Here is a 22,949-nt window from a genome sequence, read left to right on the forward strand (position 1 = left end):
TTATAACAGGAGATTATGACTACTTTTTGAACGTCATACTCTCACTCAAGAAGCTATAACTTACTTCTTGCTGCGGCTTTCACGCTTACGTTCATGTTCTTTCAAGAACTTTTTACGAAGACGGATGCTGTTTGGAGTTACTTCTACCAACTCATCATCTTCAATAAACTCAAGCGCTTGTTCCAGAGTCATCTTAACTGGCGGCGTTAGCTGGATGTTTTCATCCGTACCAGACGCACGAACGTTGGTTAGCTGCTTGCCTTTAGTCGGGTTAACCACTAGATCGTTGTCACGACTGTGAAGACCAATGATCATACCTTCGTACACTTCAATGTTTGGATCGATAAATAGACGACCACGCTCTTGAAGCGTAAACAATGCATAACCAAGTGCCTTACCTTGTACCATAGACACCAATACACCATTGATACGACTGGTCACATCACCTTGTTTCACTGGGCCCCAGTGATCAAAGATACTGGTCAAGATACCGCTACCAGAGGTCAACGTCATGAACTGGTTACGGAAGCCAATCAAACCGCGAGACGGCATGATGAATTCCATACGAACACGACCTTTACCGTCTGGAACCATGTTGGTCATTTCTGCTTTACGGTAACCGAACTCTTCCATGATTGAACCTTGGTGCTGATCTTCAACGTCAACAACCACAGCCTCAAACGGCTCTTCAATTTGACCATTCACTTCACGCTGAACAACTTCAGGACGAGAAATACCCATCTCAAAGCCTTCACGACGCATGGTTTCAATCAATACAGACAAGTGAAGTTCACCACGACCAGACACTCTGAATTTCTCTGGCGTATCACCTTGCTCTACACGAAGCGCAACGTTGTGAATCAATTCTTTCTCAAGACGCTCTGCAATGTTACGACTGGTTAGCAACTTACCGTCCAAACCAGCAAACGGAGAGTCGTTCACCTGGAACGTCATGCTTACTGTTGGTTCATCAACAGACAACGCAGGCAATGCTTCTGGTGTAGAAGGATCACAGATAGTATCTGAAATACCTAAACCGTCGATACCAGTGATACAAACAATGTCACCTGCCGTCGCCTTTTCAACTTCAACACGCTCAAGACCCATGTAGCCCATAAGCTTCAAGATCTTACCGTTACGAGTCTTACCTTCACGATCCACAACCGTTACTTGTGAACCTGGCTTCATAGTACCGCGAGTGATACGGCCAACACCGATAACACCTAGGTAGTTAGAGTAATCTAGCGCTGATACTTGCATTTGAAGTGGGCCATCAATGTCCACATCTGGTGCAGGTACTTTATCAACAATCATTTCAAATAATGGTGTCATGTCATCTGCAAGATCGTCTGGATCAAGACCAGCAAAACCATTTAATGCAGACGCATAAATCACTGGGAAGTCCAACTGCTCATCAGTTGCACCCAAGCTATCAAACAAATCAAACACCTGATCCATTACCCAATCAGGACGAGAACCTGGACGGTCGATTTTGTTAATAACAACGATTGGCTTCAAGCCTTGCTCAAACGCCTTTTGCGTAACGAAACGTGTTTGAGGCATAGGACCGTCTACAGCATCAACCAATAGACATACGCAATCCACCATAGAAAGAACACGTTCTACTTCACCACCAAAGTCGGCGTGTCCCGGTGTGTCTACGATATTGATGTGGTAATCATTCCATTCGATAGCCGTGTTTTTCGCAAGAATCGTGATGCCACGCTCTTTTTCTTGGTCGTTTGAGTCCATGATGCGCTCTGCACCTTGGTCTTTGCGGTCCAACGTCCCTGATTGCTGAAGCAATTTATCAACAAGCGTCGTTTTACCGTGGTCAACGTGCGCGATAATAGCAACGTTTCTTAATCTCTGTATCAAAGGAATCTCCAGAACAATATCGTTACCCCGATCTAGTTTATGGGGCAGGATTGCTTGTAAGACTTCAGATTTTTAGGCCTAAAGCGGTCATTTCGCGCGCATTTTACATGCTTTTGAAGGCTATTAACATAGGGGATTGGTTAATATAAACACAGCCGATTTTTAGTCGATAAAAGTCAACAAAATAAAGTGGTCCAGGCTGTATTCCAGCCAATAAAAAACGGCCTCAGTTGGGCCGTCTTTTGGATCACGCACTTATATACACGCTACTTTTCTTTTTTAAATACTTTCACATTGGTATAACCATCGGCTTGTAATTGCTGCGCGTGCAACTGACTCATCACTCCACGATCACAATACAATAGATATTCTGTCGTTAAGCTCTTTTCCTTGAAAGTGGTATGCAATTTATAAAAAGGAATTTTCTCAACGGTCATTCCATCAAGCTCTAATGGAGATTTCTCCTCTTCATCCGGATGACGAATATCAATAACCACCGTCTCACCAGACGCTAATTGATCAGAAAGAACAGAGACCTCTTCCACTTTTACATCTTGATTGAAGTCTTCCACCACATTCTTAATGTGCTGAATCACCATCTCATCAAGCGCCTTGTCCAAAACAGTGAAGTCAAACTTCTCTTCCACTTCCAGTACACGCTTCATCGAAGCTTTCGTTGTAGGCCTGTCAGAAATCACACCGCAATATTCCGGCATATTAGCAGCAAACTCATAAGTGCCAATTTGAGTCGCAATATCAACAATTTCCTGCTTGTGAGTCGTCACCAACGGTCTTAACACCAAGGTATCTGTTACACGATCAATCACTGACAAGTTCTTTAGCGTTTGACTGGACACCTGAGCGACACTTTCGCCCGTCACAATCGTATCCAACTCCATCTTCTCAGCGACTGCACTTGCAGCTCTATACATCATGCGCTTCAACACTACGCCCATATAGGAGTTGTCTACATTTTGAAGAATCTCAGCAACAACGCCCTCAAAAGGAACACTGACAAACTTAACACCATGCGAGCTCCCGAACTTCTCCCAAATATAGTGCGAGACTTCTTTCACACCCAACTCGTGTGCCTTCCCGCCTAGATTGAAGAAACAGAAGTGCGTTTTAATACCACGACGCATAGTTAAATAGCTGGCAACCGTAGAATCGAAACCACCCGACATCAATGACAATACTGACTCTTGAGAGCCGATAGGAAAGCCACCCAATCCAGCATACTTTTGATCCACTAAATAAAGATGCTTATCCCGGATCTCGATATTTACCTGAACCTCAGGATTTTTCAGATCAATTCCTTTCGCATTACAATGCTGGCGTAAGCCCCCACCAATGTATCGCTCAGCATCAATGGATTTAAAATCGTGCTGACCTGCTCGCTTTACCCGCACACAGAGCGTCTTTCCTTCAATGGATGCACCGTAGAGCGTTTTTGCCTTCTCAAGCGTGTCATCAAAGCTTTCATAAGCGTATTTCTGAACACTCAGAAAGTGAGCAATCCCCGGAATATGGCCAAGCGACTCGGTTACCTGATCTATAACATCTTGCTGATCAGTACCCGTTTCAACCTCCACACTGTCCCACTGCCCTGACACTTTCAAATCAGGATCAATACGTTTTAAAACGTTCCGTAAATTCGCCTTCAATTGCTTAATTAATTGCTTGCGAACCGGACGACTTTTAATAGTAATTTCAGGGAACAGTTTAATGATGTACTTCATGAGAAGGCTTATACCGAAGAAAAAAGAAGCGGCGATTATACCTGAGCGATTCGAGAGGCACAAAACCACCTCCGCAAGCCAGACAGCCACTCGTCTAAAAGGCTTTTTTCAAGGAACACAAGCATGCACCAAATAACAGCATAAGCACCATATTAGTGCACGATAAAAACAGCTTGCACTAATAAAAAGCATAGCTATAGTAGCTTCATCGGGCGAATGCAGTAATCTTGCGGTTTAGCGCAATTAAAGTTAATGGCACACCATTTGCTTTAGAAGAAACACAAGATACGGGTACTCCCGAAATCTAAAGGATTAATGCTGGTTCGCTTCTTATATGAGCCTCCGCTCATTAAGAACGCACCGGTTAAATTTATGTGTAGCGGAGAGACAAATGTCTAGCAATACAATTGAGCTAATGAAAGAGCATAATGCGAAGTGGGTTGACCTTCGTTTTACTGACACGCACGGTAAAGAGCAGCACGTTACGATTCCTGCGACCGAAGTTGGCGAAGAGTTCTTCGAAAACGGTCAAATGTTCGATGGTTCTTCTATTTCTGGTTGGAAAGGCATCAACGAATCAGACATGATTCTTATGCCAGACGACGAAACGCCTGTACTTGATCCTTTTACTGAAGAAGTAACTGTTAACTTGCGTTGTGACATCATCGAGCCTTCTACTATGCAAGGTTACGAGCGTGACCCACGTTCTGTTGCTAAGCGCGCTGAAGCATACCTACAGTCTACTGGCCTAGGTGACACTGCGTTCTTCGGTCCTGAGCCTGAATTCTTCATCTTCGACAGCGTTAAGTGGAAAGCTGACATCTCTGGTGCAAGCTACTCTATCGAATCTGAAGAAGCTGACTGGTCTACTCACGCAGATTTCGAAGGCGGTAACACAGGTCACCGTCCACGCGTTAAAGGCGGTTACTTCCCAGTTCCACCAATCGACTCTTGCTACGAAATCCGTACTGCAATGTGTGCTGCTCTTGAAGCAATGGGCCAAGACGTTGAAGTACACCACCATGAAGTTGCGACTGCTGGTCAGAACGAAATCGGTGTTCGTTTCAACACACTAGTTAAGAAAGCTGACGAAGTTCAGATTCTTAAGTACTGCGTACACAACGTTGCTCACATGTATGGCAAAACTGCTACCTTCATGCCTAAGCCACTAGTAGGTGATAACGGTTCTGGTATGCACGTTCACCAATCTTTCTGGAAAGACGGCGAAAACCAATTCGCTGGTGACGCGTATGCAGGCCTAAGCGAAACTGCTCTTTACTACATCGGTGGTATTATCAAGCACGCTCGCGCACTTAACGCTTTCACTAACGCTTCTACTAACTCTTACAAGCGTCTTGTTCCAGGTTTCGAAGCTCCAGTTATGCTAGCTTACTCAGCGCGTAACCGTTCTGCTTCTATCCGTATTCCATATGTTGCATCTCCAAAAGGTAAGCGTATTGAAGCTCGCTTCCCTGATCCAACCGCTAACCCATACTTGGCATTCGCAGCTATGCTTATGGCTGGCCTTGACGGTGTTAAGAACAAGATCCACCCTGGTGACCCAGCGGATAAAGACTTGTACGATCTTCCAGCAGAAGAAGCAGCAGCTATTCCTACTGTTGCTGAAAGCTTCGAGCAAGCACTTACAGCTCTTAGCGAAGATCGCGACTTCTTGAAAGAAGGCGGTGTATTCTCCGATGACATGATCGATGCGTACATTGAGCTTAAGAAACAAGACGTTGAGCGTTTGAACATGACTACTCACCCAATTGAGTTTGACATGTACTACTCTGTTTAATCTGTCCTTACGATAGATTGAGCTAAAAAAGCCTCCCACTGGGAGGCTTTTTATTTGCTATGCTAAAATCAGTTTTTATAAGATGATAGCCTTTCCCATTTTTGAGTAGACAGTTGATTTGCCATGAAAAATTCCGTTATTTTTACATCAGTATTGGCACTGGCATTAACGTGCACCAATACAGTGCACGCCAAAGTCTACAAATGGGTTACCGAAGACGGGACTGTGGTTTATTCAGACCAGCCCCATCCTGAAGCCGAAGTTCTTAATATTGAGCCCCTTCACCCTTACAAAGCACCAAGCTACAACCAACCCCAAGAAACCACGATCGAGAGTGAAAAAGCTCAGGTCAACGCCACCTCGCGATACAGCAGCGTTACCATTGACTCCCCTGAACATGAAGCCAACATACAAGGCAGCGCAGGCAGTTTCACCGTAGCAGTAAGCTCAAATCCGGCCCTTAAAAAAGGCGACAAATACCAACTACTCATTGATGGTAAAGCTCTGGGCGCCCCTACCAACCTAACGCAGTTCAATGTTCAAAACATCAATCGTGGCGAACACTCCATCGCAGTTCAAATTCTGGACAAGCAGGGTGAGAACGTAATCACCAGCCCTTCAATTACCGTATTTATTCATCGCCCAACCGTTAAACGTAAAACCCCCAAATAGACAATCCGATCATAACAAAACTTAATAGCACCATTTTAGTGCACAATGATTATTATCGCCCTAAAATAAACATATACACGAACAAGTTATTGGCTCCCATACCAGTAAAAGCGCACCAGACTTGTTATTTATAGGGCCTAAAAGCAATCACAGAAGCTGGCTTGCTTCTTGCTTTTGCTTAGTATTGGTAATTACTGTGCACTATTATGGAAAATCAATCGTCATATAAACGAATACTCGACAACCTGAATACCTCTGTTCTGGAACTGACGGCCGATCTGACGATCAGCTATATGAACCCAGCAGCAGAGATGTTGTTGCAGGTGAGTGCAAATCGCATGGATAACGTGCACATCAGTAGTCTCTTCCTCGAAGATGAAGATAACTTAGAACTGCTGGAACTCGCCGTTAAACGCGGACACCCATTCACCAAGCGTGAAACCACTCTACACCTCCCAACTCGGGAACCAATCACACTCGATTACATCGTTACTCCGATCACTGAGCTTCACAGCCAGACGTTCCTGATTATGGAGCTTCAACCGAGAGATCGCTTGATTCGAATCTCGCGCGAAGAAGAAATTATGGCGAAACAAGCTACCACTCAAGTGCTTGTTCGTGGCCTTGCACACGAGGTGAAGAACCCGCTCGGGGGAATTCGTGGTGCAGCCCAATTGCTGGAACGTGAATTAAACGACCCACAATTGGCCGAGTTCACTAATGTCATCATTGAAGAAACCGACCGGTTAAGAAATCTGGTCGACAAAATGCTCGGCCCCAGAAAGTTGCCAGAGCGAATCGAGACCAATATCCACGAGATCATAGAACGAGTCTGTACTTTGATAGAAGTGGAAACAAAAGGCTCGGTTAAACTCATTCGGGACTACGACCCCAGTATTCCGGAGTTTTTAGCAGACCCGTCCCAGCTTATACAAGCCATTCTGAACATCAGCCGAAATGCCATGCAGGCATTACAAGAAAACCACATCGACTCTCCATCTATCTGTTTTAAAACACGAGCACTGCGCCAGTTCACCATTGGTGCACAGCGTCATCGTTTGGTGTGTCAGTTGGATATTATTGATAACGGTCCGGGCATTCCCGAAGACATTCTCGAAAACATTTTCTACCCCATGATCAGTGGCCGAGCAGAAGGCACTGGTTTAGGGCTCTCCATTTCTCAGTCCATCATTACTCAACACGAAGGACTGATCGAATGTAAGAGTGAGCCTGGTAAAACAGCATTCACTATTTATCTACCTTTGGAGTTATCATCATGAACAAAACGAATAATGTCTGGATCGTCGACGACGACCGTTCAATTCGTTGGGTATTGGAGAAGGCCCTGTCTCAAGCCAATGTGCCCACCAGCAGTTTTGAATCCGGGGATGAGATCTTAAAGAAACTCCAGTACAGCCAACCTGAAGTGATCATCAGTGATATCCGTATGCCGGGCATCGATGGCTTAGATCTATTAGACCAGATCCAATCAGAGCACCCTGAAATTCCTGTCATCATCATGACAGCCCACTCTGATTTAGACAGTGCGGTGAAATCTTACCAACGTGGTGCGTTTGAATATCTTCCTAAACCGTTTGATATTGACGATGCCGTCACCTTGGTTAAGCGTGCACTCACTCACGCCCAAGAGCAAAAAGAAGAAGAACTGAAATCAGTAGAAGAGGCCAGCACTGAAATCATTGGTGAAGCACCTGCAATGCAGGAAGTGTTTCGCGCGATTGGTCGTTTATCTCAATCCAATATCACTGTACTAATTAACGGTGAATCTGGAACGGGTAAAGAATTGGTTGCTCATGCCCTGCATAAGCACAGCCCTCGCCGCAGTAAAGAATTTATCCCGCTGAACATGGCGGCGATTCCAAAAGACTTGATCGAGTCCGAACTGTTCGGCCATGAAAAAGGCGCATTTACCGGAGCTGCGGGTCAACGTCGTGGACGTTTTGAACAAGCCGATGGCGGCACACTGTTTCTAGACGAAATCGGAGACATGCCAGCAGAGACACAAACGCGTTTATTGCGTGTTTTGGCCGATGGTGAATTCTATCGCGTTGGTGGTCACACGCCAGTAAAAGTGGATGTGCGTATTATTGCGGCAACCCACCAAAATCTGGAGCGTTTGGTGGAAGAAGGGAAATTCCGTGAGGATTTATTCCACCGTTTAAATGTCATCCGTATTCATATTCCGAAACTGGCCGATCGTCGTGAAGATATTCCAAAGCTTGCGGACTTCTTCCTTGCAAAAGCAGCAACCGAATTGAATGTCGAAGCCAAAGTCCTGACCGAAGAAGCCGTTGAATATATGGCCGGTTTGCCTTGGAATGGTAACGTTCGCCAGCTGGAGAACACCTGTCGCTGGCTAACGGTTATGGCGTCTGGTCGTGAAGTGCATATCGGCGATCTACCGCCAGAATTACTTGATGAACAGGAAGTTCAAACCTCCACCAGCAACTGGGAAGCTGCTCTAAGAAACTGGGCAGACCAGGAACTGGCGAAAGGTAAAAAAGGCGTTTTGGACGATGCGGTTCCTACGTTTGAACGCATCATGATTGAAACCGCTCTGAAGCACACGGCGGGTCGTAAACGTGATGCATCGATCCTACTTGGCTGGGGCCGCAACACGCTCACTCGTAAGATCAAAGAGTTGGAATTAGAGACCAAAGATCATCCCGATGACGATGATGATCATTAAACAGTGTGGCCAGCTTTAGCTGGCCTTTTTTATCCTACCTGATCCAATACCCGTCTCTTAAACATCGCCCCCGATGCTTCAGCAATACGCTGACACTCGGCAACATCTACATCGGCTAAACCATCGATGGCCGATACTTCCACCTTCTGAATATACCTGGGGGCAAGCTCGATGAAATCTCGCACCGCTTGATAAGCACCTTGCTTCTTAGGATGACAATGTTGGTTATAGACCGCTTCATTCTGTGCATTCAGAGAGATCGATAACGCATCCACAACAGAGGCCAAGTCGGGCAGAATGTTTCGTTTGTGAACCAGATTCCCTAAGCCATCAGTATTCACTCTCACTGGAACGCCTTGAGCTTTCACATACGTGGCGATCTCAAGCAAAGGCAACAAGCGTAGCGTCGATTCACCAAAGCCGCAGAAGACGACCTCTTCAACCTCCGACAAATCACCCAATTCAATGATGATGTCGGAAGCACTTGGCTGTTTTTTCATATAGAGATCAAACTCATGAACCTGAGTCGAGCCATTATGTTTCGGGCAGAACTGGCATTCCAACGTGCACGCGTTGGTCAGATTGATATAACGTTTTTTACCGATGTCATAGACCAGTGTTAAAGCCATCGACCACCTCCTGACAGAATAGAGTCAGGTTAAGTCACAACGGTTAGGAAGGTTTTGATACACATCACTGGAACGGAGTTAAAAAACAAAAGTCGATCACGGCTTACCGTAAAAGGTACTACCGATAACTTTCTCTCATATAGAAAATCGGTGGACGCCCGGAATAGACACCAAAAGTTCCAGTGCCGGTTGGATCTTCATCACCACGATTATAAAAGTCAAAGTGTAACCATTCATCTACATCAAACGTGACATTGACACTGCCCTGGTTATTTACACCCGGGGCAGATAGCTCCAATACTCCTACGCCATTAGCAAACCCATTAAAGCTCCCAGTAGTATCACCACTGACAATTTTTCCTTTGTACTCCGACAAAGTAATGTTGCTGTCAGTCCAGGTATCTCCCGAACACGTATCATTAGTATTCGTTACAAAACTGTATTGGCTTGCAGCGCCTGATGCCGACACATCCATCCACAGCTCTACACGAAGAGGTAACTCTAACGGCATCAATTCAGAGCCATTGTTATTACCAACGACTGCTCGCCCATAGCGGATTTCAGTCCCTTGAATATCTGCCACAGTCACTGAAGCACAGTTCGCAGGATCATCGACGCATGCGCCATCACTGTCGGTAAGCGCTTCTTTGGGTAAGATCCAATTAATTATGGCCTCAAAGGGTTTGTCCTCAGCCACAGGCTTACCTGCTTTATCATAAGCCAGTTGATAACCAGAAAAGAGAATTTCTACTTCTCCATCATAATCGTTCAAACCCGACACGGCAGCACTAGCAGCTACGGTATAATCCTTAAGCGACGCTGCGGAAGACGCCCCGTTTGTAAAACTAGCTATAGCGCTAGGTGTACCCAGTTTGTAGTAATCATTGCCGTAATTGTTAGTGGTCTCACCACCAAGTTCTTTCGCTGTAACCGTCAGTTTAATATCCGTTTCAAAGTTAAAAAGCTGGCTTTGATAAGTGAAGTCACAACCCCATCCTGTGGCATCATTCAGCACTGGAGTATTCGAAGTGACAGAAAAGTGGTGAGGATAAAACCGACCAAGATTTAGTATTTGACCAGACGCATCGGCACCAGAGGCACCTAAATAATCATCGAGCGTAGCGGTGATATCAACACTCCCCACTTCATCATAGGATAAGGTTTGAGAAGCCAAGCCATTAGAAAACCCACTGACCGCATTGACCGACAAGTCCCCTTGCGTGCCGCCGGAAGGAATAAACCCACTTACCTGAAGACCCAGACTAACAGCAGACGATTCATTACCTAGAGAGGGTACGCAGGCATTGTTATACAGGTTTGAGAAATCATCAGGAATGCCATCTGAATCACCATCATCTTCAGAAGCCCACAAAACCCCTTTAACACTGAGATCAAAGTTTTCACCGGCAGCTTTGAAGCCGGGTGTCTTAGTGTGATCAGTAGCTAAGGTGGCATTGCTATTTGAACCTCGGTCTCCCGAAGGAATTGTACAGGTTCCACCAATATCCAACGCAAAGCCAAAGGGCCGAACCGTTACTTGGGAACTTGTCCCCAATACATCGATAGCATTTCCTTGTTCATCCTGAACAAAGCCAGAATCATCCAGGATGCTAAAAGAAAACTGACCTACATCAGAGGTAACAAGGTCAACATTAGCCACACCATTGGTAAAATCTAAATTCAAGTTTGAAACCGCTGGCTGATCAAAAGGAAGCACAACGTCATCACTATCTGCCATATCCTTTAGACTTGGTTGAGTTTGAGCTCCGGTAAATACACCTGTCGCAGGTGTCATCCATACAAAAACAGGTTTATCAGCACCAGTGTATGATCCAACAACCTGGCACTCGTTAGTAACAGAATCCTTAGCAATATAAGTAATGGTAGCGCTATGATCTCGACCTGCTACGGCAACCGTAGGATCTGTCTCGCTCCCGGAGTGAATGGAATCATCCCACTTCACCAAGAATGCATTATCAGAAAACGTCACAACACCGGATGTCACACTTAAATTATTAACCAGATCGGAGGCCGTAATCGTAACTTTATCTGCATAGATATACGTTAAATTCAAAACAGCACTGCCACCATCCGAGGCGACAAATTGATAGGTTGCAGCGCCATCGTCAGCAGTTCCATTATCAATACTTCCCTGCGCACTGTTTGTGCTCCAATCTCCGCGATTACTGGACACGGTCAAATTAATCTCTTCGGCATAGTCAGAAACAGGCGTAACACAAGGAACGGCAGAGTCTTCACAGGCTTTAATAGTCACCGCAACAGGGGAGCAAGTACTGGCATTCTCGGAAACCGAGATTTCTAAATGATCCAGATTTTGGCAAACGCCTGAAATCACCAAATTATCAATGTAAAAATAGTCATTGTACCAACTGGCGTTTTCTACAAATCGAACCCTGAAATCACTACTCAAATATGAAGATAGGTCATAGTTACGACTACCACCACTGCCTAAACTACCATTAAACGTTTCTAAAGTAGTCCAGCTAGAACCATCATAAACTTCAACAGAAATACTATCGGTAGGCTCTGCTCCCGACTCTCGAATATCAAAGCTAAGTTCAGCACTGATGGCATTACCCAGATTAACAGCTCGATAGATTCTTCTTTGAGAAATACCGCCTCCAGAAATTCTCAATTCCCCTGAGACTATCTGAACCTGATCACCTGTCGGGCTCCCATCATCGTTTTCTTCTACCCAATTATTGGTGGTCCAGTCACTGCTGCCATCGGAATTAGAATAAGAGGTTGACGAGAATTGATCTACGTAATCAATTCGACAACTTGGAGTCGACTCACAAGGCCGAGTTTGGTTATAGAGCTGAGCCATATCATCCGAACTGATGGCCTCATTAAAAATGTACAGTTCATCAATGGAACCATTCCATACAAAATCTCCGCTTTGGGTTCGATCCGCCCCAATATTTAAATGCCCATCGCCATTACCAGGGCTTGAAGAGAAAGTACTGGATGAAACCTGGACACCATCTAAATAGGACGTCATGGTAGTACCCGAATAAACGAGGCCCACGTGATGCCAACTTTCACTCACTTGCGTTAAAGAGATGCCTGTATCCCAGCTATTACTCCCATGAAACACCACCAAGGCATCATTAAAGTTTTCACGTTGAAGGTTCCAATGATTGGTGCCACCTGAAGGGTTTGATTTGGTATAAATTCCCGCCCACTGGTTTTGATCACTAACCACCGCACCTTTTACCCACACAGCGGTAGAGTAATCATTTGAGATCTGAAGAAGGGTCGTTGAATCGTCTGTGGTCAGGTAATCGTCCTGACCATCAAAATCACCGTATTGGCATGTACCGGGAGAACCGGTTCTCGCAGGATCAGACTCCCTGTTTTGGGCACCATTAACAGCCCTGCCATCAGCACCGTTACCACTGCCGTCAGAGACTTCGCCTGCTGTACCATTCCAGGTTTCCTGATCAAAAATGTAGAATGCCAAGGCATCATCATCGCCACAAAACTCAGGCTCGGTTTCCATTAAATTCTGAACCAGAGTTTGACTTAACGCCGCCTCAAACACATAGACTTCATCAATATCGCCAGAGAAATAACGACCACTAAAATACTGATCATTACCTATTTGAAGCGGATCATTATTGGTTCTTAAACTCTGATTGGTGTAACTTCGGGACGCATCAGCCACACCATTAATATAAATGGTTTGTGTCCCCTGTGACCTGGAATAGACAATGGCAACGTGGGTCCACTGATTCAGAGGCACACTGGTGTTCGAATCAAATTCTCTGGTGAAACCAGAACTGTTATTCCACCACCAGTTTATGGTGCCGTCAGGGTTAAGGTGAAACTCATAGTTTTCATCTTTCGAGAGAATGGTCATTAAACCGGAAGAGGGGTATCGATCAGGCCGAATCCAGACCGCCACCGTAAGCTCATCTTCAATATCGAGCGCTGCATCATCCGCAACATTCACAAAATCATCAGCGCCGTCGTATTCCAGATAGACGCCACATTGCCCTACGGGTTCGTCACCATCGCCCGTTGAATTAGCCCCCAGTATACCGTCATGACCATTGCCTGAATCATCCGACACATTCAGCCCGGTGATCGAATTAAATGACCAGTAAGCCGTTGGCTGCGGAAAGGGAGAACATAAACTGCCAAAGTCAGCATCAAGAATATAACTGGAGTCATACGACACCTGATTCACGTTATCAATAGAAACCGTGTTTTCTGATGTGACGGCCCCTGTAATTGATGCTGTATTATCACCATTGCCGTTATAACTAATACTACCCGTCGCATATAAAATGGCGTTTATTGTGGGGTTACCATTAATTTGAATACTTCCATCTACCACAATAATCAGGTCTTTAGGGTTACCACCAGCATTCAGTTCTACATTTCCTGAGATAGTAAGTGATGTGAAGTAAAGTCTGACTGACGTGCCAGTACTAACGATACTGTAATCTCCTGATATCTGACCTGACGCTTTAAAGGTATCACCTGGGTCAAAACTGTCCGTACCCGACGTAGCCTGAAGATGATCATTCGACGACCAAGTCGGCACATTTAATGTTGCGCTGCTGTTACTGGTGACGCTGTCAGGAAACACATCCAGGCAATAATCTGCTTCAACCAACGAAGCAAACAAAGACATCATCAAAATTATTAACAGCCGTACTTGTCTCATTTATTCGATCACCATCGACACGGTTATTTCACGCGACGCAAAATCAGGGTTACTTCCATACTGATCTTTTCCACCATAAGCCGCTAGCACTCGAATTTCATACATTGAAACGGTCTTCGTACCTTCTAGATAATCGGTCTTACCACAATCTTCGATGGAAATTTCAAACCCTTGGATCCTATCTGCCAGAGTCCCTGTGGGACAAATATTGGTAGTTCTGACCTGATACGCAGCCCATTCCACACCGCTGTATGCTGCATAATAAGCTCTTGAACTTTGGAGCCCCATTGACGACGTTGCCGTTTGATTACTGTTGATACGTTGCAGTGCAGCAATGATCAAAGCAACGATCACAATCAAAAACGCCACGGCAGGCAGTGCAAAGCCCTTCTCTCTTCTCACGACACCCCAGTACCTCATGGCGCATTATCCACATGCACTTGATGAACCAAACGAACTCGCTCACCATCTTCAGCGACAGTTAAAGTAATGGTTAATAAACCAGAGCGCTGAGCATTGCCCGCGTTGTAGCTAAACTCACAATCCGTCACGTTCTCTATAAGCGTAGACCGAATCGAAGCGCCACTCAGAGGGCTACCTAATAAGTTGTTAGGCTGAGCGGCCTGAAGGTCATAGCCTTCATATCTCCGAATGCGCTGATTGGTTAAATCACAGACATAGGAGAGTGCCTGATTAACCACATAAAACCGTTGTTGAGGTGATTGAAAGGCAAATTGATGACCCGAGTTCAGAGTCATTACATTGCTATTCGTACCGGTATAAGACAAGGCATCACCTGCGTCTGAAATCACATGGCTACCCAATACCGGGACTGCTGAAGAAGCAGAATTGTTAGCTGGATCTGCATAAACATTGGCACCATTAACCGGATTATCTGATGCATTTACCTGCCCAATGTTGTAGATCACCAATCGGTCATTTGCTTCAACAGTCGGTAAACGACCAAGCACTTGAAAGTCCGTATCTTCAACAGAGAAATCCAAAGTCTTATCATCATCAGTAACAGTCCCATCCCCTGCTGAGAGCCGATAACGACCCGCATCTTTGATCGGGACCAATTCAAGATAGGCATTACCGGAATTGGTGGTGACTCTGAGGCTATTGGGTAAAGCAGCTCGTATATCCCGAGTCATTTGACGAACGGCCGTTTCGGCTTGATCCACCAATACCGCCCTACGGCTTAAATCGACAAACGCCGTCATTTGATTACCAATCATCGTCGCCGCTAACACCGCCACAATGCCAGCGATGGTAATCACTATGACTAATTCAATTAAGGTGAAGCCGTTAACTGGTTTGGTTCTCATCCTACTTATCGCCCCTAATAATTCGTTCGATAAGCCGAAAGAACAACATCAGCACCCAACGGACTGGTGACTGTCACGGTTACTAACAAAGCGTCAGCACTCGGTATAGATGAGAAAGCAGATAGAGTGGTAGAGACGCTGACACTGTAATTCTCTAACCCTGAAACACTCGTGCCTGTCTGATCAACAATGCCAACAGAAGAATACCCGTTATAGTCGCAGACATTGTCAAAGTCTTGTCTGTTCGCCGGGGCTGACGGGCAAGTCGTGCCTGAAGAGGGATCAGAAAACGGCTTGAGCAGAATTTCTTCCATCAAAGATTCAGCGGCAACTTGGGCTTGTGTTTGAATCATAGGGTCAGCGGTACGAGTGACTATCGATGAAAACGCAGCCGCCAAAGCAGCCACAGCAATGCCTGCCACTGCAATGGCAATAACCATTTCGACCAGAGTCATGCCGTGAGAACGAACCTTCATACTAGTCACCGGATATACCCAGTATGACCATCTACGGTGATCGTTCTTCCTGCGACGTTGAGTGTCGTGGAGCTGAGAACCGTTCCGCCCAAGTTGGTCACTTGTCCGCGTGCGTTAAAGATCAAAGGGTCATTATTCGAAGACCAATTACTGCCTGAAGGTCGGGTATTAATGGTGTAAGCATCCCCTTCACCGGGACGAATGACAGAAGCAGAGTAATTGGCCGCTGAAGCAGAATTAAAACAATTCTCATCCTGCTGAAGTACAAATCCATTGGCCTCAACATCAAACTGCACACCACAGCCAGTGCTCATCGCAAGCTTATGAGAATGCCGTAAACCGGCCATGACATCTTCATAAAAAAAGCGCTCATCATAAGCGCTTTTAGAGAAAAATCTGGGAATCGCTGTCGCAGCAAGAATCCCCAAGATGATGATCACCATAACCAATTCAATCAGAGTAAAGCCTTTAGATTGGGTCATGATGTAGAACTAATTAGCAACTAGGCGAAGCTACAACGACAACTGTTGAAGCTGCTGAAGAAGTAGCTTCTGTATAAGTAAATGAACAAGTGCCTGAACTTGCAGCACCTGAAGGAGCGAAAGTAGTCGATGTTGCAGAACTTGCAGTCACATCAAAATCCTCTACCAAACCAGCAGCTAAAGCAATATCTTCGGCTTCTGCATAACCAAATACCAAATCGATCGTTTCGCCTTCAAGATCTACAGACCCTGTTGAGCCAGTCTGATTTCCAGCCAAAGCAGCTGAATGAACGATCGCAGAAGCAGACTTAGCAGCTCCGAAACCTGCTTGTAAGACCGCCTCATTCGCATCCGAACTCAAATTTGCAAATCGTGGCAATGCAAACGCAGATAGAATCCCCAAGATTACAATCACCATGACCAATTCGATCAACGTAAAACCTGTTTGTTGTTTTGTCATATCTAACTTTCCCCTGAAAAAGTCGGTTGGTTCATCCATTAATGTATTTCCAATTCAGGTCACTGCGTCCGGGCTACAACCTATGTTCAAGATTAACTGATGTGCAACATCAACTAATCCAAATCTGTAACTACTGCACCGTTCCGGGCGTTGTATTCAATATCGAAGCCATCATCCGTTCTTCGATAGGTAAACCGGCAATTACCACTGATGGTATCTACCTGATAATCCGGGTCGTTCAATAAATCGTTATCGGCCGATGGGGCATTATCCACTAGCAAGGCATCCCACAAGCGTTTGCAACGTTCTGCACTGTCCATAACTTCACTGTTATTGGAGCCAGTGCCTTGGCCTGCATCTGTCGGCCAACCATCAGAGCTGGTCGCTATATCATCATTACCAAATCCAATGACTTCGTCCACTGCACCGCTGTAACCGTTTGCAACCCATTGGCTACGAACCAGAATCACAGCCGACGCTAACGCTCCACCCACCCCTTCAACTGAAGATTGATGAGCGTTGTCCTGAGCATCCATCATTCTGGGTAACGCAACGGCTGCCAAGATAGCTATGATCGCGGTAACCACAACAAATTCGATCAACGTAAACCCTTTACTCTGATTTATCATCTGCGTACCTGTGCCTAATTCTGTTAATCGCATAGATGCCAACTTTATTTAAATAACAATGAAACGCCTAAATCAAAATAAAACCGAGTGTTCAGTAGGTTATACGATATTATTAAACAATAAATTTAATAAAGTATAGACAATATCCTACAAAAACTTAGTTTCATTTTTGCTTCCAATCAGTAAAAAGATAATTTTCTCACCATTAATGCTTCATCGCCGAGCTAAGTTCCCACATAGGCAAGAACACACCCAACGCCAACACAACTACCATAATCCCCATAAACACCAATAAAATGGGTTCAATGGCTTGTGAGAGCATCTTTAAATCATAGTCCACTTCTTCTTCATAAAAGTCGGCCACATCGTGTAATAGTTTATCGACGGAGCCCGTCTCTTCACCCACCGCAATCATTTGGAGAATCAGAGGCGTAAACATGCCCGTCGCTGCGGATGTTCTCGCTAACGAGTCACCTCGTTCAATGCCTCGTCTCATATCGGCTACGGCATTGGAAATATAGCGATTACCAATGCTCGCGCCGATAATGTTGAGACTCTGCAGAATAGGTACGCCAGATTCCGACATCATGGCAAAAGAACGCGCGAAACGACTGAGCGCCACTTTCTCAAAGATATTACCGATCAGGGGAAGTCTCAGCTTCACCCGATCCCACCAGAGTTCGCCGTCATCGGTTTTGATGTAGTAACGAAACCCGAAAAAGCTCGCAGTCAGTATCAGTAATATCAACCACCAATACTGAACACTGAATTCTGAGGTGGTCATTAGAATTCGGGTAGGCAAAGGTAAATCCGCACCTAATTTGGAGAAGACTTTCGAAAACTCAGGAATCACAAACAAGTTGATGATGAACATCGCAATGGTAATGGCGATCACCACACTGGCAGGGTAACGAACCGCTTGTTTCACACGACCACGGGTTTCCCGCTCAAGCTCAACATGATCAATCAGCTTTTTAAACGCATCATCCAACTTACCGGTACTTTCCCCCACATGAATCATGCTGACAAAGATGGAAGAGAACACATCGCTGTGTTGCCGCATCGCCACAGCCAATGAACTACCGATCACCAATTCAGAGGAGATTTGATTCAACACTTCTGCCAAACGTTCGTTCTTTGAGGTATCCGCCAGACCACGAATGGCTTGAACGATCGGCATCCCCGAACGGGCCAAGGCATACATCTGGCGACAGAACATGCTCAGATCATCAAGCGTCACTTTTGGCTTAGGCAGAAAGCGCTTTAGATCAATATCCGATGAGGTTTCTTCAATGGCTTCTTCAATTCGAACCGGCGTTAGCTCTTGAGACTGCAACATGCCAGCGGCAATTTCGGCCGTCGAGGCGTCCAGTATTCCTTCTACTTTATCTCCTTGCGCGTTCCGACCGACATAACTGAACTTAGCCATTGGTTAGTCCCCTAAATCCGGTAAATCGGGCAAATCCAGATCCAGCGAAATTTCTTGTTCAGAAATGCCAGGAACGGTCGCCACGCCGGCATTCGAGTGACTCTCTGTATCAGAATTACTTGCTGTATCAGAATTACTTGCTGTATCAGAATTACTTGCTGTCTCTGAGTTACGTACAGGGGTAGGATCACGATCTTCATCATCAGGAATGTTTGAAGCCCGCTCATCCAACGACGCACTGATACGGAAGACCTCATGCACCGAGGTAATGCCCTCTTTGGCATAACGCATGGCACATTCCGTAAGCGACACATAATGCGGATTCTCTTCTGCCGCTTGTGCAAAGTCCGCCGCACTGTTACGTCGTAATGCGTCCAGCATGGCATCGTCCATTTCAAGCAACTCGTAGACACCAATCCGGCCGGAATAGCCGGTGTTATTACACTGATGACAACCACGCCCTTTCACAAACACGGTATCTCTGTACTTAGGATTAATGTTCTTAATCCACGCTCGTTCTTGCGACGAAAGTTCGTCCACCTGATTACAGTATTCACACACTTTCCGAATCAGGCGTTGAGCAATCACGGCACGCAATGAAGAGGCAACAAGATAGGCATCACACCCCATATCGATCAAACGCATGGCCGTCGAAATAGAATCATTGGTGTGCAGCGTGGAAAGCACCAAGTGCCCGGTCATCGCCGCTCTCAAACCGATCTCGGCCGTTTCCTGATCCCGCATTTCCCCGACCAGAATGATGTCCGGGTCCTGACGCAACGCCGTTCTGAGTACCGATGCGAAAGTCAGTCCGACTTTGGTATTCACCTGAACCTGAGTGATTCGGGGCAAACGGTATTCAATCGGATCTTCTGCGGTAATAATTTTCTGTTCGGGTCGATTCAACAAATTAAGAGCAGAATACAAGGTGGTGGTTTTACCACTTCCCGTTGGCCCGGTAACCAGTATCATGCCATGAGGACGATGAATTAAGGTTTCGAAACGTTTTCGGATATCATCCGGCATCCCCAACTGGCTTAGTTCTAACGTCCCTTGAGACTGATCCAGCAAACGCATTACAACGCTTTCACCATAAGGTGTTGGCAGAGTGGACAAACGAACGTCGATACTTTTATGCAGAATACGAATATTAAAACGACCGTCTTGCGGTAAGCGTTTTTCAGAAATATCCAAGCCGGACATGATTTTCAAACGAGAAACCAGAGCGCTGGCAATGCGTTTTTCCTTCATCACCTGTTCTTGAAGCTCACCATCGATTCTCAAGCGAACCCGTAATACGCCTTCATCCGGCTCAATATGAATATCAGAGGCTCGCACCTGCACGGCATCTTCAAAAATACTTTGAAGCATCCGCACAACCGGCGCTTCGGAGGCTTCACCACTGCTGGCAATGGCTTCCAGGTCAAAATCGGTGGAGGATTCCAGCTCGTCTTGCAGCTCCGTCGCCAATGACGCAATTTCATCACGACGACGATAAGCCCGATCCAATGAGTTCATCAGATCCTGTTCTTTCACAAAGGCAGGTAAGACCGGACGCTTTAAGTTACGCTGAAGTTCATCGATGGCCATCAAGTCCAGCGGGTCATGCATTCCCACTAAATAACCATCCGGCTGATCGGCCAGTAAAACGGCCCGGAAGCGACGAGCCTGAGATTCCGGTAATCGCGTGATCAGATCCGTTTTCAGCTGGAACCGAACCAAATCCACATAAGGATAAGAGAAGTGATCCGCCATCACTTCCAACATTTGCTGTTCGGTCACAAATTTAAGATCGGTGAGCGCCTTACCGATTTTTTTTCCGCTGCGCTTTTGTTCGTCCAACGCAGTCATCAGCTGATCTTCTTTGATCAAGCCTTTACTGACTAACAAGTCACCGATACGAATTCTGGGTTGTGCCATGTTACTGCTGCTCCTTAGCTTGCTGCGCCAAGGCTTCTAATTGTTTGCTGATTTGATTTGCTTTTCTGGCGGCAAATTCCCGTGCATTGGCCGGTAAATTGCCCGATTGAAGCGCCAAGGAATACGCTTTTAATGATTTATCCAAAGCATTTTCTGCTTCTAAGGAAAACGCCATCGCCAACCACCAACGCCCCTCTGTTGGCTGACGTTGAACCAATAAATCATAGGCTTTGACCGCTCGAATATGATCGTTAGTGCGCTGATAAGCACTGGCCGCCAAGCCAAGCAATTCATCCGTAGAAGAGATATCGACCTTCTGCTGATCAATATATGTCACCAATGCATTCGGTGATTCTTTCAATAATAAACGAGCCTTGAGCGCCTGATACTTGGAAACATTACCTTGCGGTGTTGCCTCCCCAGCCTGCTTCAGCAATTGGTCCACCAAGACCTGACTCTCCTGATAGCGCCCCTGTTGAAAACGGGACAACGCTTGCTCATAAAGGCGTACTTCTTGTGTTTTTTGTTTGGAAACGGAGGTTACTGCCTCTGATTTTTGTGTCGGTTCAGCAGTCTCGATTTCTTTCACTGCAGACACGTCAGCAGGCGGCGTTTCCTGAGCTTGCTCAGATGCTGCCACAACGGGTGTTGGTTTAGCCTTGGTTTGCACTGGCGTCGCCTCGGCCACTGTCATCGTTGCCCGTGACGCTGAAACAGACACCTCAGGCGAAGCGGGTACATTGTGAACTGCCGCTTGAAGAGCTTTCTTTTGAGAAACGCCCTTTTCAGTTTCAACTTTTTGCGCTTGAAGACTTGTTGGCTGTTCACTCTGCTCTACCGTCTTAAATTCGGATGAGGCTCGGTCTTGAGCATCACTCATTGGCTTTGTAACTTCAGGCTCTTGTCTCACGACCTGGGGCTGAGCAACTTGATTCAAGACGACTCGATTCACAGTCTCGTGATCAGTAACCCCTGGTTGGCTACTTTCCATACCGTTACTAGCAAGAGCAGGTTGAGATGCTGCTGATTCATTAAAATAATTCAGATATCCCCAGGCCAACCCCGCCACAACCAAAATGCCAAAGAACAAGCTGAAGATCAGCCATCGTGATTTCTTGGGTTTTGCGCTGGGGTGTAACGTTTGCATCAGTTCTAGCACAGAGACATTCGCATTCTCTGGCTTTTTATCCAAATCTTTCAGTACATCATTGATCAAACTCATGCGACTTTCGCCCTGAACAGTCGCTGCCAGAATGACTTTCTGGCTGGCAAGCCTTCGGTGTCATCCAAGGCTTTCTTCACATGATGCTTGGTCACGCCGTTTTCACCCTGGCTGAAGGCCACCAACAAGGCTTTTTGAGCAACCACATTAATGACGCGAGGGGTTCCCGAAGTGCCTTTATGCAAAAGACGCAACGCAGGATAATCAAAGAGCTTACCGCCGTTGTAACCCGCCACATGCACTCGTTGAGTCACGTACTGTTCCAGATCTTCAAAGTCCAAACTATCCAACGACGAGGCATAGGCCAGACGCTGTCTCAACTGACGAAAACGATCCTGAGCCAACAGCGTGTTTAATTCCGGCTGGCCGAACAAAACCATCTGAATCAGCTTCTGTTGTTCGGTTTCCAGGTTACTCAACAAGCGCACTTCTTCGAGAGTATCTTCAGGTAAGGATTGAGCTTCATCAATCACAAGAATGGTTCGTTTACCCAGTTTTGCGACCGAAATTAGCTGATCATTAATGGCTTCAATTAATTGATAGTGATCCAGCACATCAACATCAGGGACTTTCAACTCCCGAGCCAACGCCCGCCTCAATACTTCTGGCGGCATCGCTGGATTTGGGATATAGGCGGTAACGTATTCATCACCCGATAACTGATTAAGCAGTTTACGGCACAGAACGGTCTTACCCGTCCCCACTTCCCCTGTAACCTTAACGAAGCCTTCGCCCGTGCCTAATGCAAACACCAGAGTATTAAAACACTCTTTATGGGTTTTAAGATTCACAAAGAATTGGGTGTTGGGAGACAGCGTGAACGGCAGCTTTGAAAAACCAAAATGCCCACAAAGCTGATCCATTATTTCTCTAGGATGCTT

Annotated in this window: 18 protein-coding genes; 4 read left to right on the plus strand and 14 right to left on the minus strand. The window is 45.9% G+C overall.

The genetic code is table 11. The annotated features are described in order from the left end of the window. Window positions 1-60: 60 nt before the first annotated feature. Together typA and thiI are read right to left on the minus strand one after the other, a co-directional pair. On the minus strand, window positions 61-1,878 hold the full coding sequence (typA, locus tag QQL66_RS20085; protein WP_284383942.1) for a translational GTPase TypA: 1,818 nt from the start codon (window positions 1,876-1,878) through the stop codon (window positions 61-63). Window positions 1,879-2,144: 266 nt separating this feature from the next. Then, window positions 2,145-3,617 carry a tRNA uracil 4-sulfurtransferase ThiI gene (thiI, locus tag QQL66_RS20090; RefSeq protein WP_284383944.1) on the minus strand — a complete coding sequence of 491 codons (1,473 nt, stop codon included), beginning with the start codon at window positions 3,615-3,617 and terminating at the stop codon, window positions 2,145-2,147. A gap of 391 nt (window positions 3,618-4,008) precedes the next feature. Here thiI and glnA point away from each other — a divergent pair, with 391 nt between their 5' ends. From glnA to ntrC, 4 genes are all read left to right on the plus strand, one after another. Next, window positions 4,009-5,415 (plus strand): glutamate--ammonia ligase, encoded by a 1,407-nt coding sequence (glnA, locus tag QQL66_RS20095; protein WP_284383945.1) that lies wholly within the window; start codon window positions 4,009-4,011, stop codon window positions 5,413-5,415. Window positions 5,416-5,538: 123 nt separating this feature from the next. After that, window positions 5,539-6,087 carry a DUF4124 domain-containing protein gene (locus QQL66_RS20100; protein ID WP_284383946.1) on the plus strand — a complete coding sequence of 183 codons (549 nt, stop codon included), beginning with the start codon at window positions 5,539-5,541 and terminating at the stop codon, window positions 6,085-6,087. Between the two features lie 206 nt (window positions 6,088-6,293). Then, the gene (gene glnL, locus QQL66_RS20105; RefSeq protein ID WP_284383947.1) at window positions 6,294-7,367 is read left to right on the plus strand and encodes a nitrogen regulation protein NR(II); all 1,074 of its coding nucleotides are present in this window, start codon (window positions 6,294-6,296) and stop codon (window positions 7,365-7,367) included. Further along, on the plus strand, window positions 7,364-8,797 hold the full coding sequence (ntrC, locus tag QQL66_RS20110; RefSeq protein WP_284383948.1) for a nitrogen regulation protein NR(I): 1,434 nt from the start codon (window positions 7,364-7,366) through the stop codon (window positions 8,795-8,797). Before glnL ends, ntrC begins: the two co-directional genes overlap by 4 nt. 29 nt (window positions 8,798-8,826) lie before the next feature. Here the strand turns inward: ntrC and QQL66_RS20115 are convergent, their stop codons facing one another. The 12 genes from QQL66_RS20115 to QQL66_RS20170 all read right to left on the minus strand — a co-directional run bounded on the left by QQL66_RS20115 (window position 8,827) and on the right by QQL66_RS20170 (window position 22,931). Further along, a complete protein-coding gene (locus QQL66_RS20115) occupies window positions 8,827-9,426 on the minus strand; it encodes a TatD family nuclease-associated radical SAM protein (RefSeq protein WP_284383951.1) in 600 nt (199 codons plus the stop codon). A 118-nt stretch (window positions 9,427-9,544) separates the two neighbouring features. Next, window positions 9,545-14,122 carry a LamG domain-containing protein gene (locus QQL66_RS20120; protein ID WP_284383953.1) on the minus strand — a complete coding sequence of 1,526 codons (4,578 nt, stop codon included), beginning with the start codon at window positions 14,120-14,122 and terminating at the stop codon, window positions 9,545-9,547. After that, window positions 14,123-14,542, minus strand: coding sequence for a hypothetical protein (locus tag QQL66_RS20125; protein WP_284383954.1), 420 nt, complete (start codon window positions 14,540-14,542; stop codon window positions 14,123-14,125). It abuts the gene before it with no gap. Beyond that, window positions 14,539-15,450, minus strand: a complete 912-nt coding sequence (locus tag QQL66_RS20130) for a type II secretion system protein (RefSeq protein WP_284383955.1) — start codon at window positions 15,448-15,450, stop codon at window positions 14,539-14,541. Before QQL66_RS20130 ends, QQL66_RS20125 begins: the two co-directional genes overlap by 4 nt. A 14-nt stretch (window positions 15,451-15,464) precedes the next feature. Next, window positions 15,465-15,926, minus strand: a complete 462-nt coding sequence (locus tag QQL66_RS20135) for a prepilin-type N-terminal cleavage/methylation domain-containing protein (protein WP_284383956.1) — start codon at window positions 15,924-15,926, stop codon at window positions 15,465-15,467. 5 nt (window positions 15,927-15,931) lie between these two features. Further along, window positions 15,932-16,408: a pilus assembly FimT family protein gene (locus QQL66_RS20140; RefSeq protein WP_284383958.1), complete on the minus strand. Its 477-nt coding sequence runs from the start codon at window positions 16,406-16,408 to the stop codon at window positions 15,932-15,934. Between the two features lie 13 nt (window positions 16,409-16,421). After that, a complete protein-coding gene (locus QQL66_RS20145) occupies window positions 16,422-16,907 on the minus strand; it encodes a type II secretion system protein (RefSeq protein ID WP_284383960.1) in 486 nt (161 codons plus the stop codon). A 74-nt stretch (window positions 16,908-16,981) separates the two neighbouring features. Further along, window positions 16,982-17,497 carry a prepilin-type N-terminal cleavage/methylation domain-containing protein gene (locus tag QQL66_RS20150; RefSeq protein WP_284383962.1) on the minus strand — a complete coding sequence of 172 codons (516 nt, stop codon included), beginning with the start codon at window positions 17,495-17,497 and terminating at the stop codon, window positions 16,982-16,984. 205 nt (window positions 17,498-17,702) lie between these two features. Further along, complete coding sequence (locus QQL66_RS20155) at window positions 17,703-18,926, minus strand: type II secretion system F family protein (protein WP_284383963.1); 1,224 nt, start codon at window positions 18,924-18,926, stop codon at window positions 17,703-17,705. Between the two features lie 3 nt (window positions 18,927-18,929). After that, window positions 18,930-20,846: a GspE/PulE family protein gene (locus QQL66_RS20160; protein ID WP_284383967.1), complete on the minus strand. Its 1,917-nt coding sequence runs from the start codon at window positions 20,844-20,846 to the stop codon at window positions 18,930-18,932. A gap of 1 nt (window position 20,847) precedes the next feature. Then, window positions 20,848-22,068 carry a tetratricopeptide repeat protein gene (locus QQL66_RS20165; protein WP_284383968.1) on the minus strand — a complete coding sequence of 407 codons (1,221 nt, stop codon included), beginning with the start codon at window positions 22,066-22,068 and terminating at the stop codon, window positions 20,848-20,850. Further along, entirely contained in the window at window positions 22,065-22,931 is an 867-nt protein-coding gene (locus tag QQL66_RS20170) for an ExeA family protein (RefSeq protein ID WP_284383969.1), read from the minus strand. The genes QQL66_RS20165 and QQL66_RS20170 overlap by 4 nt, the downstream gene beginning before the upstream one ends. Between the last annotated feature and the right edge of the window lie 18 nt (window positions 22,932-22,949).

This window comes from Litoribrevibacter albus, from assembly GCF_030159995.1.
GTDB classification, from domain to species: Bacteria; Pseudomonadota; Gammaproteobacteria; order Pseudomonadales; family Litoribrevibacteraceae; genus Litoribrevibacter; species Litoribrevibacter albus.

Coding starts and splice junctions, on each gene's coding strand:
- thiI (WP_284383944.1), bottom strand. CDS start 3,617: ATGAAGTACATCATTAAACTGTTCCCTGAAATTACTATTAAAAGTCGT.
- glnA (WP_284383945.1), top strand. CDS start 4,009: ATGTCTAGCAATACAATTGAGCTAATGAAAGAGCATAATGCGAAGTGG.
- QQL66_RS20100 (WP_284383946.1), top strand. CDS start 5,539: ATGAAAAATTCCGTTATTTTTACATCAGTATTGGCACTGGCATTAACG.
- glnL (WP_284383947.1), top strand. CDS start 6,294: ATGGAAAATCAATCGTCATATAAACGAATACTCGACAACCTGAATACC.
- ntrC (WP_284383948.1), top strand. CDS start 7,364: ATGAACAAAACGAATAATGTCTGGATCGTCGACGACGACCGTTCAATT.
- QQL66_RS20115 (WP_284383951.1), bottom strand. CDS start 9,426: ATGGCTTTAACACTGGTCTATGACATCGGTAAAAAACGTTATATCAAT.
- QQL66_RS20120 (WP_284383953.1), bottom strand. CDS start 14,122: ATGAGACAAGTACGGCTGTTAATAATTTTGATGATGTCTTTGTTTGCT.
- QQL66_RS20125 (WP_284383954.1), bottom strand. CDS start 14,542: ATGAGGTACTGGGGTGTCGTGAGAAGAGAGAAGGGCTTTGCACTGCCT.
- QQL66_RS20130 (WP_284383955.1), bottom strand. CDS start 15,450: ATGAGAACCAAACCAGTTAACGGCTTCACCTTAATTGAATTAGTCATA.
- QQL66_RS20135 (WP_284383956.1), bottom strand. CDS start 15,926: ATGAAGGTTCGTTCTCACGGCATGACTCTGGTCGAAATGGTTATTGCC.
- QQL66_RS20140 (WP_284383958.1), bottom strand. CDS start 16,408: ATGACCCAATCTAAAGGCTTTACTCTGATTGAATTGGTTATGGTGATC.
- QQL66_RS20145 (WP_284383960.1), bottom strand. CDS start 16,907: ATGGATGAACCAACCGACTTTTTCAGGGGAAAGTTAGATATGACAAAA.
- QQL66_RS20150 (WP_284383962.1), bottom strand. CDS start 17,497: ATGATAAATCAGAGTAAAGGGTTTACGTTGATCGAATTTGTTGTGGTT.
- QQL66_RS20155 (WP_284383963.1), bottom strand. CDS start 18,926: ATGGCTAAGTTCAGTTATGTCGGTCGGAACGCGCAAGGAGATAAAGTA.
- QQL66_RS20160 (WP_284383967.1), bottom strand. CDS start 20,846: ATGGCACAACCCAGAATTCGTATCGGTGACTTGTTAGTCAGTAAAGGC.
- QQL66_RS20165 (WP_284383968.1), bottom strand. CDS start 22,068: ATGAGTTTGATCAATGATGTACTGAAAGATTTGGATAAAAAGCCAGAG.
- QQL66_RS20170 (WP_284383969.1), bottom strand. CDS start 22,931: ATGGATCAGCTTTGTGGGCATTTTGGTTTTTCAAAGCTGCCGTTCACG.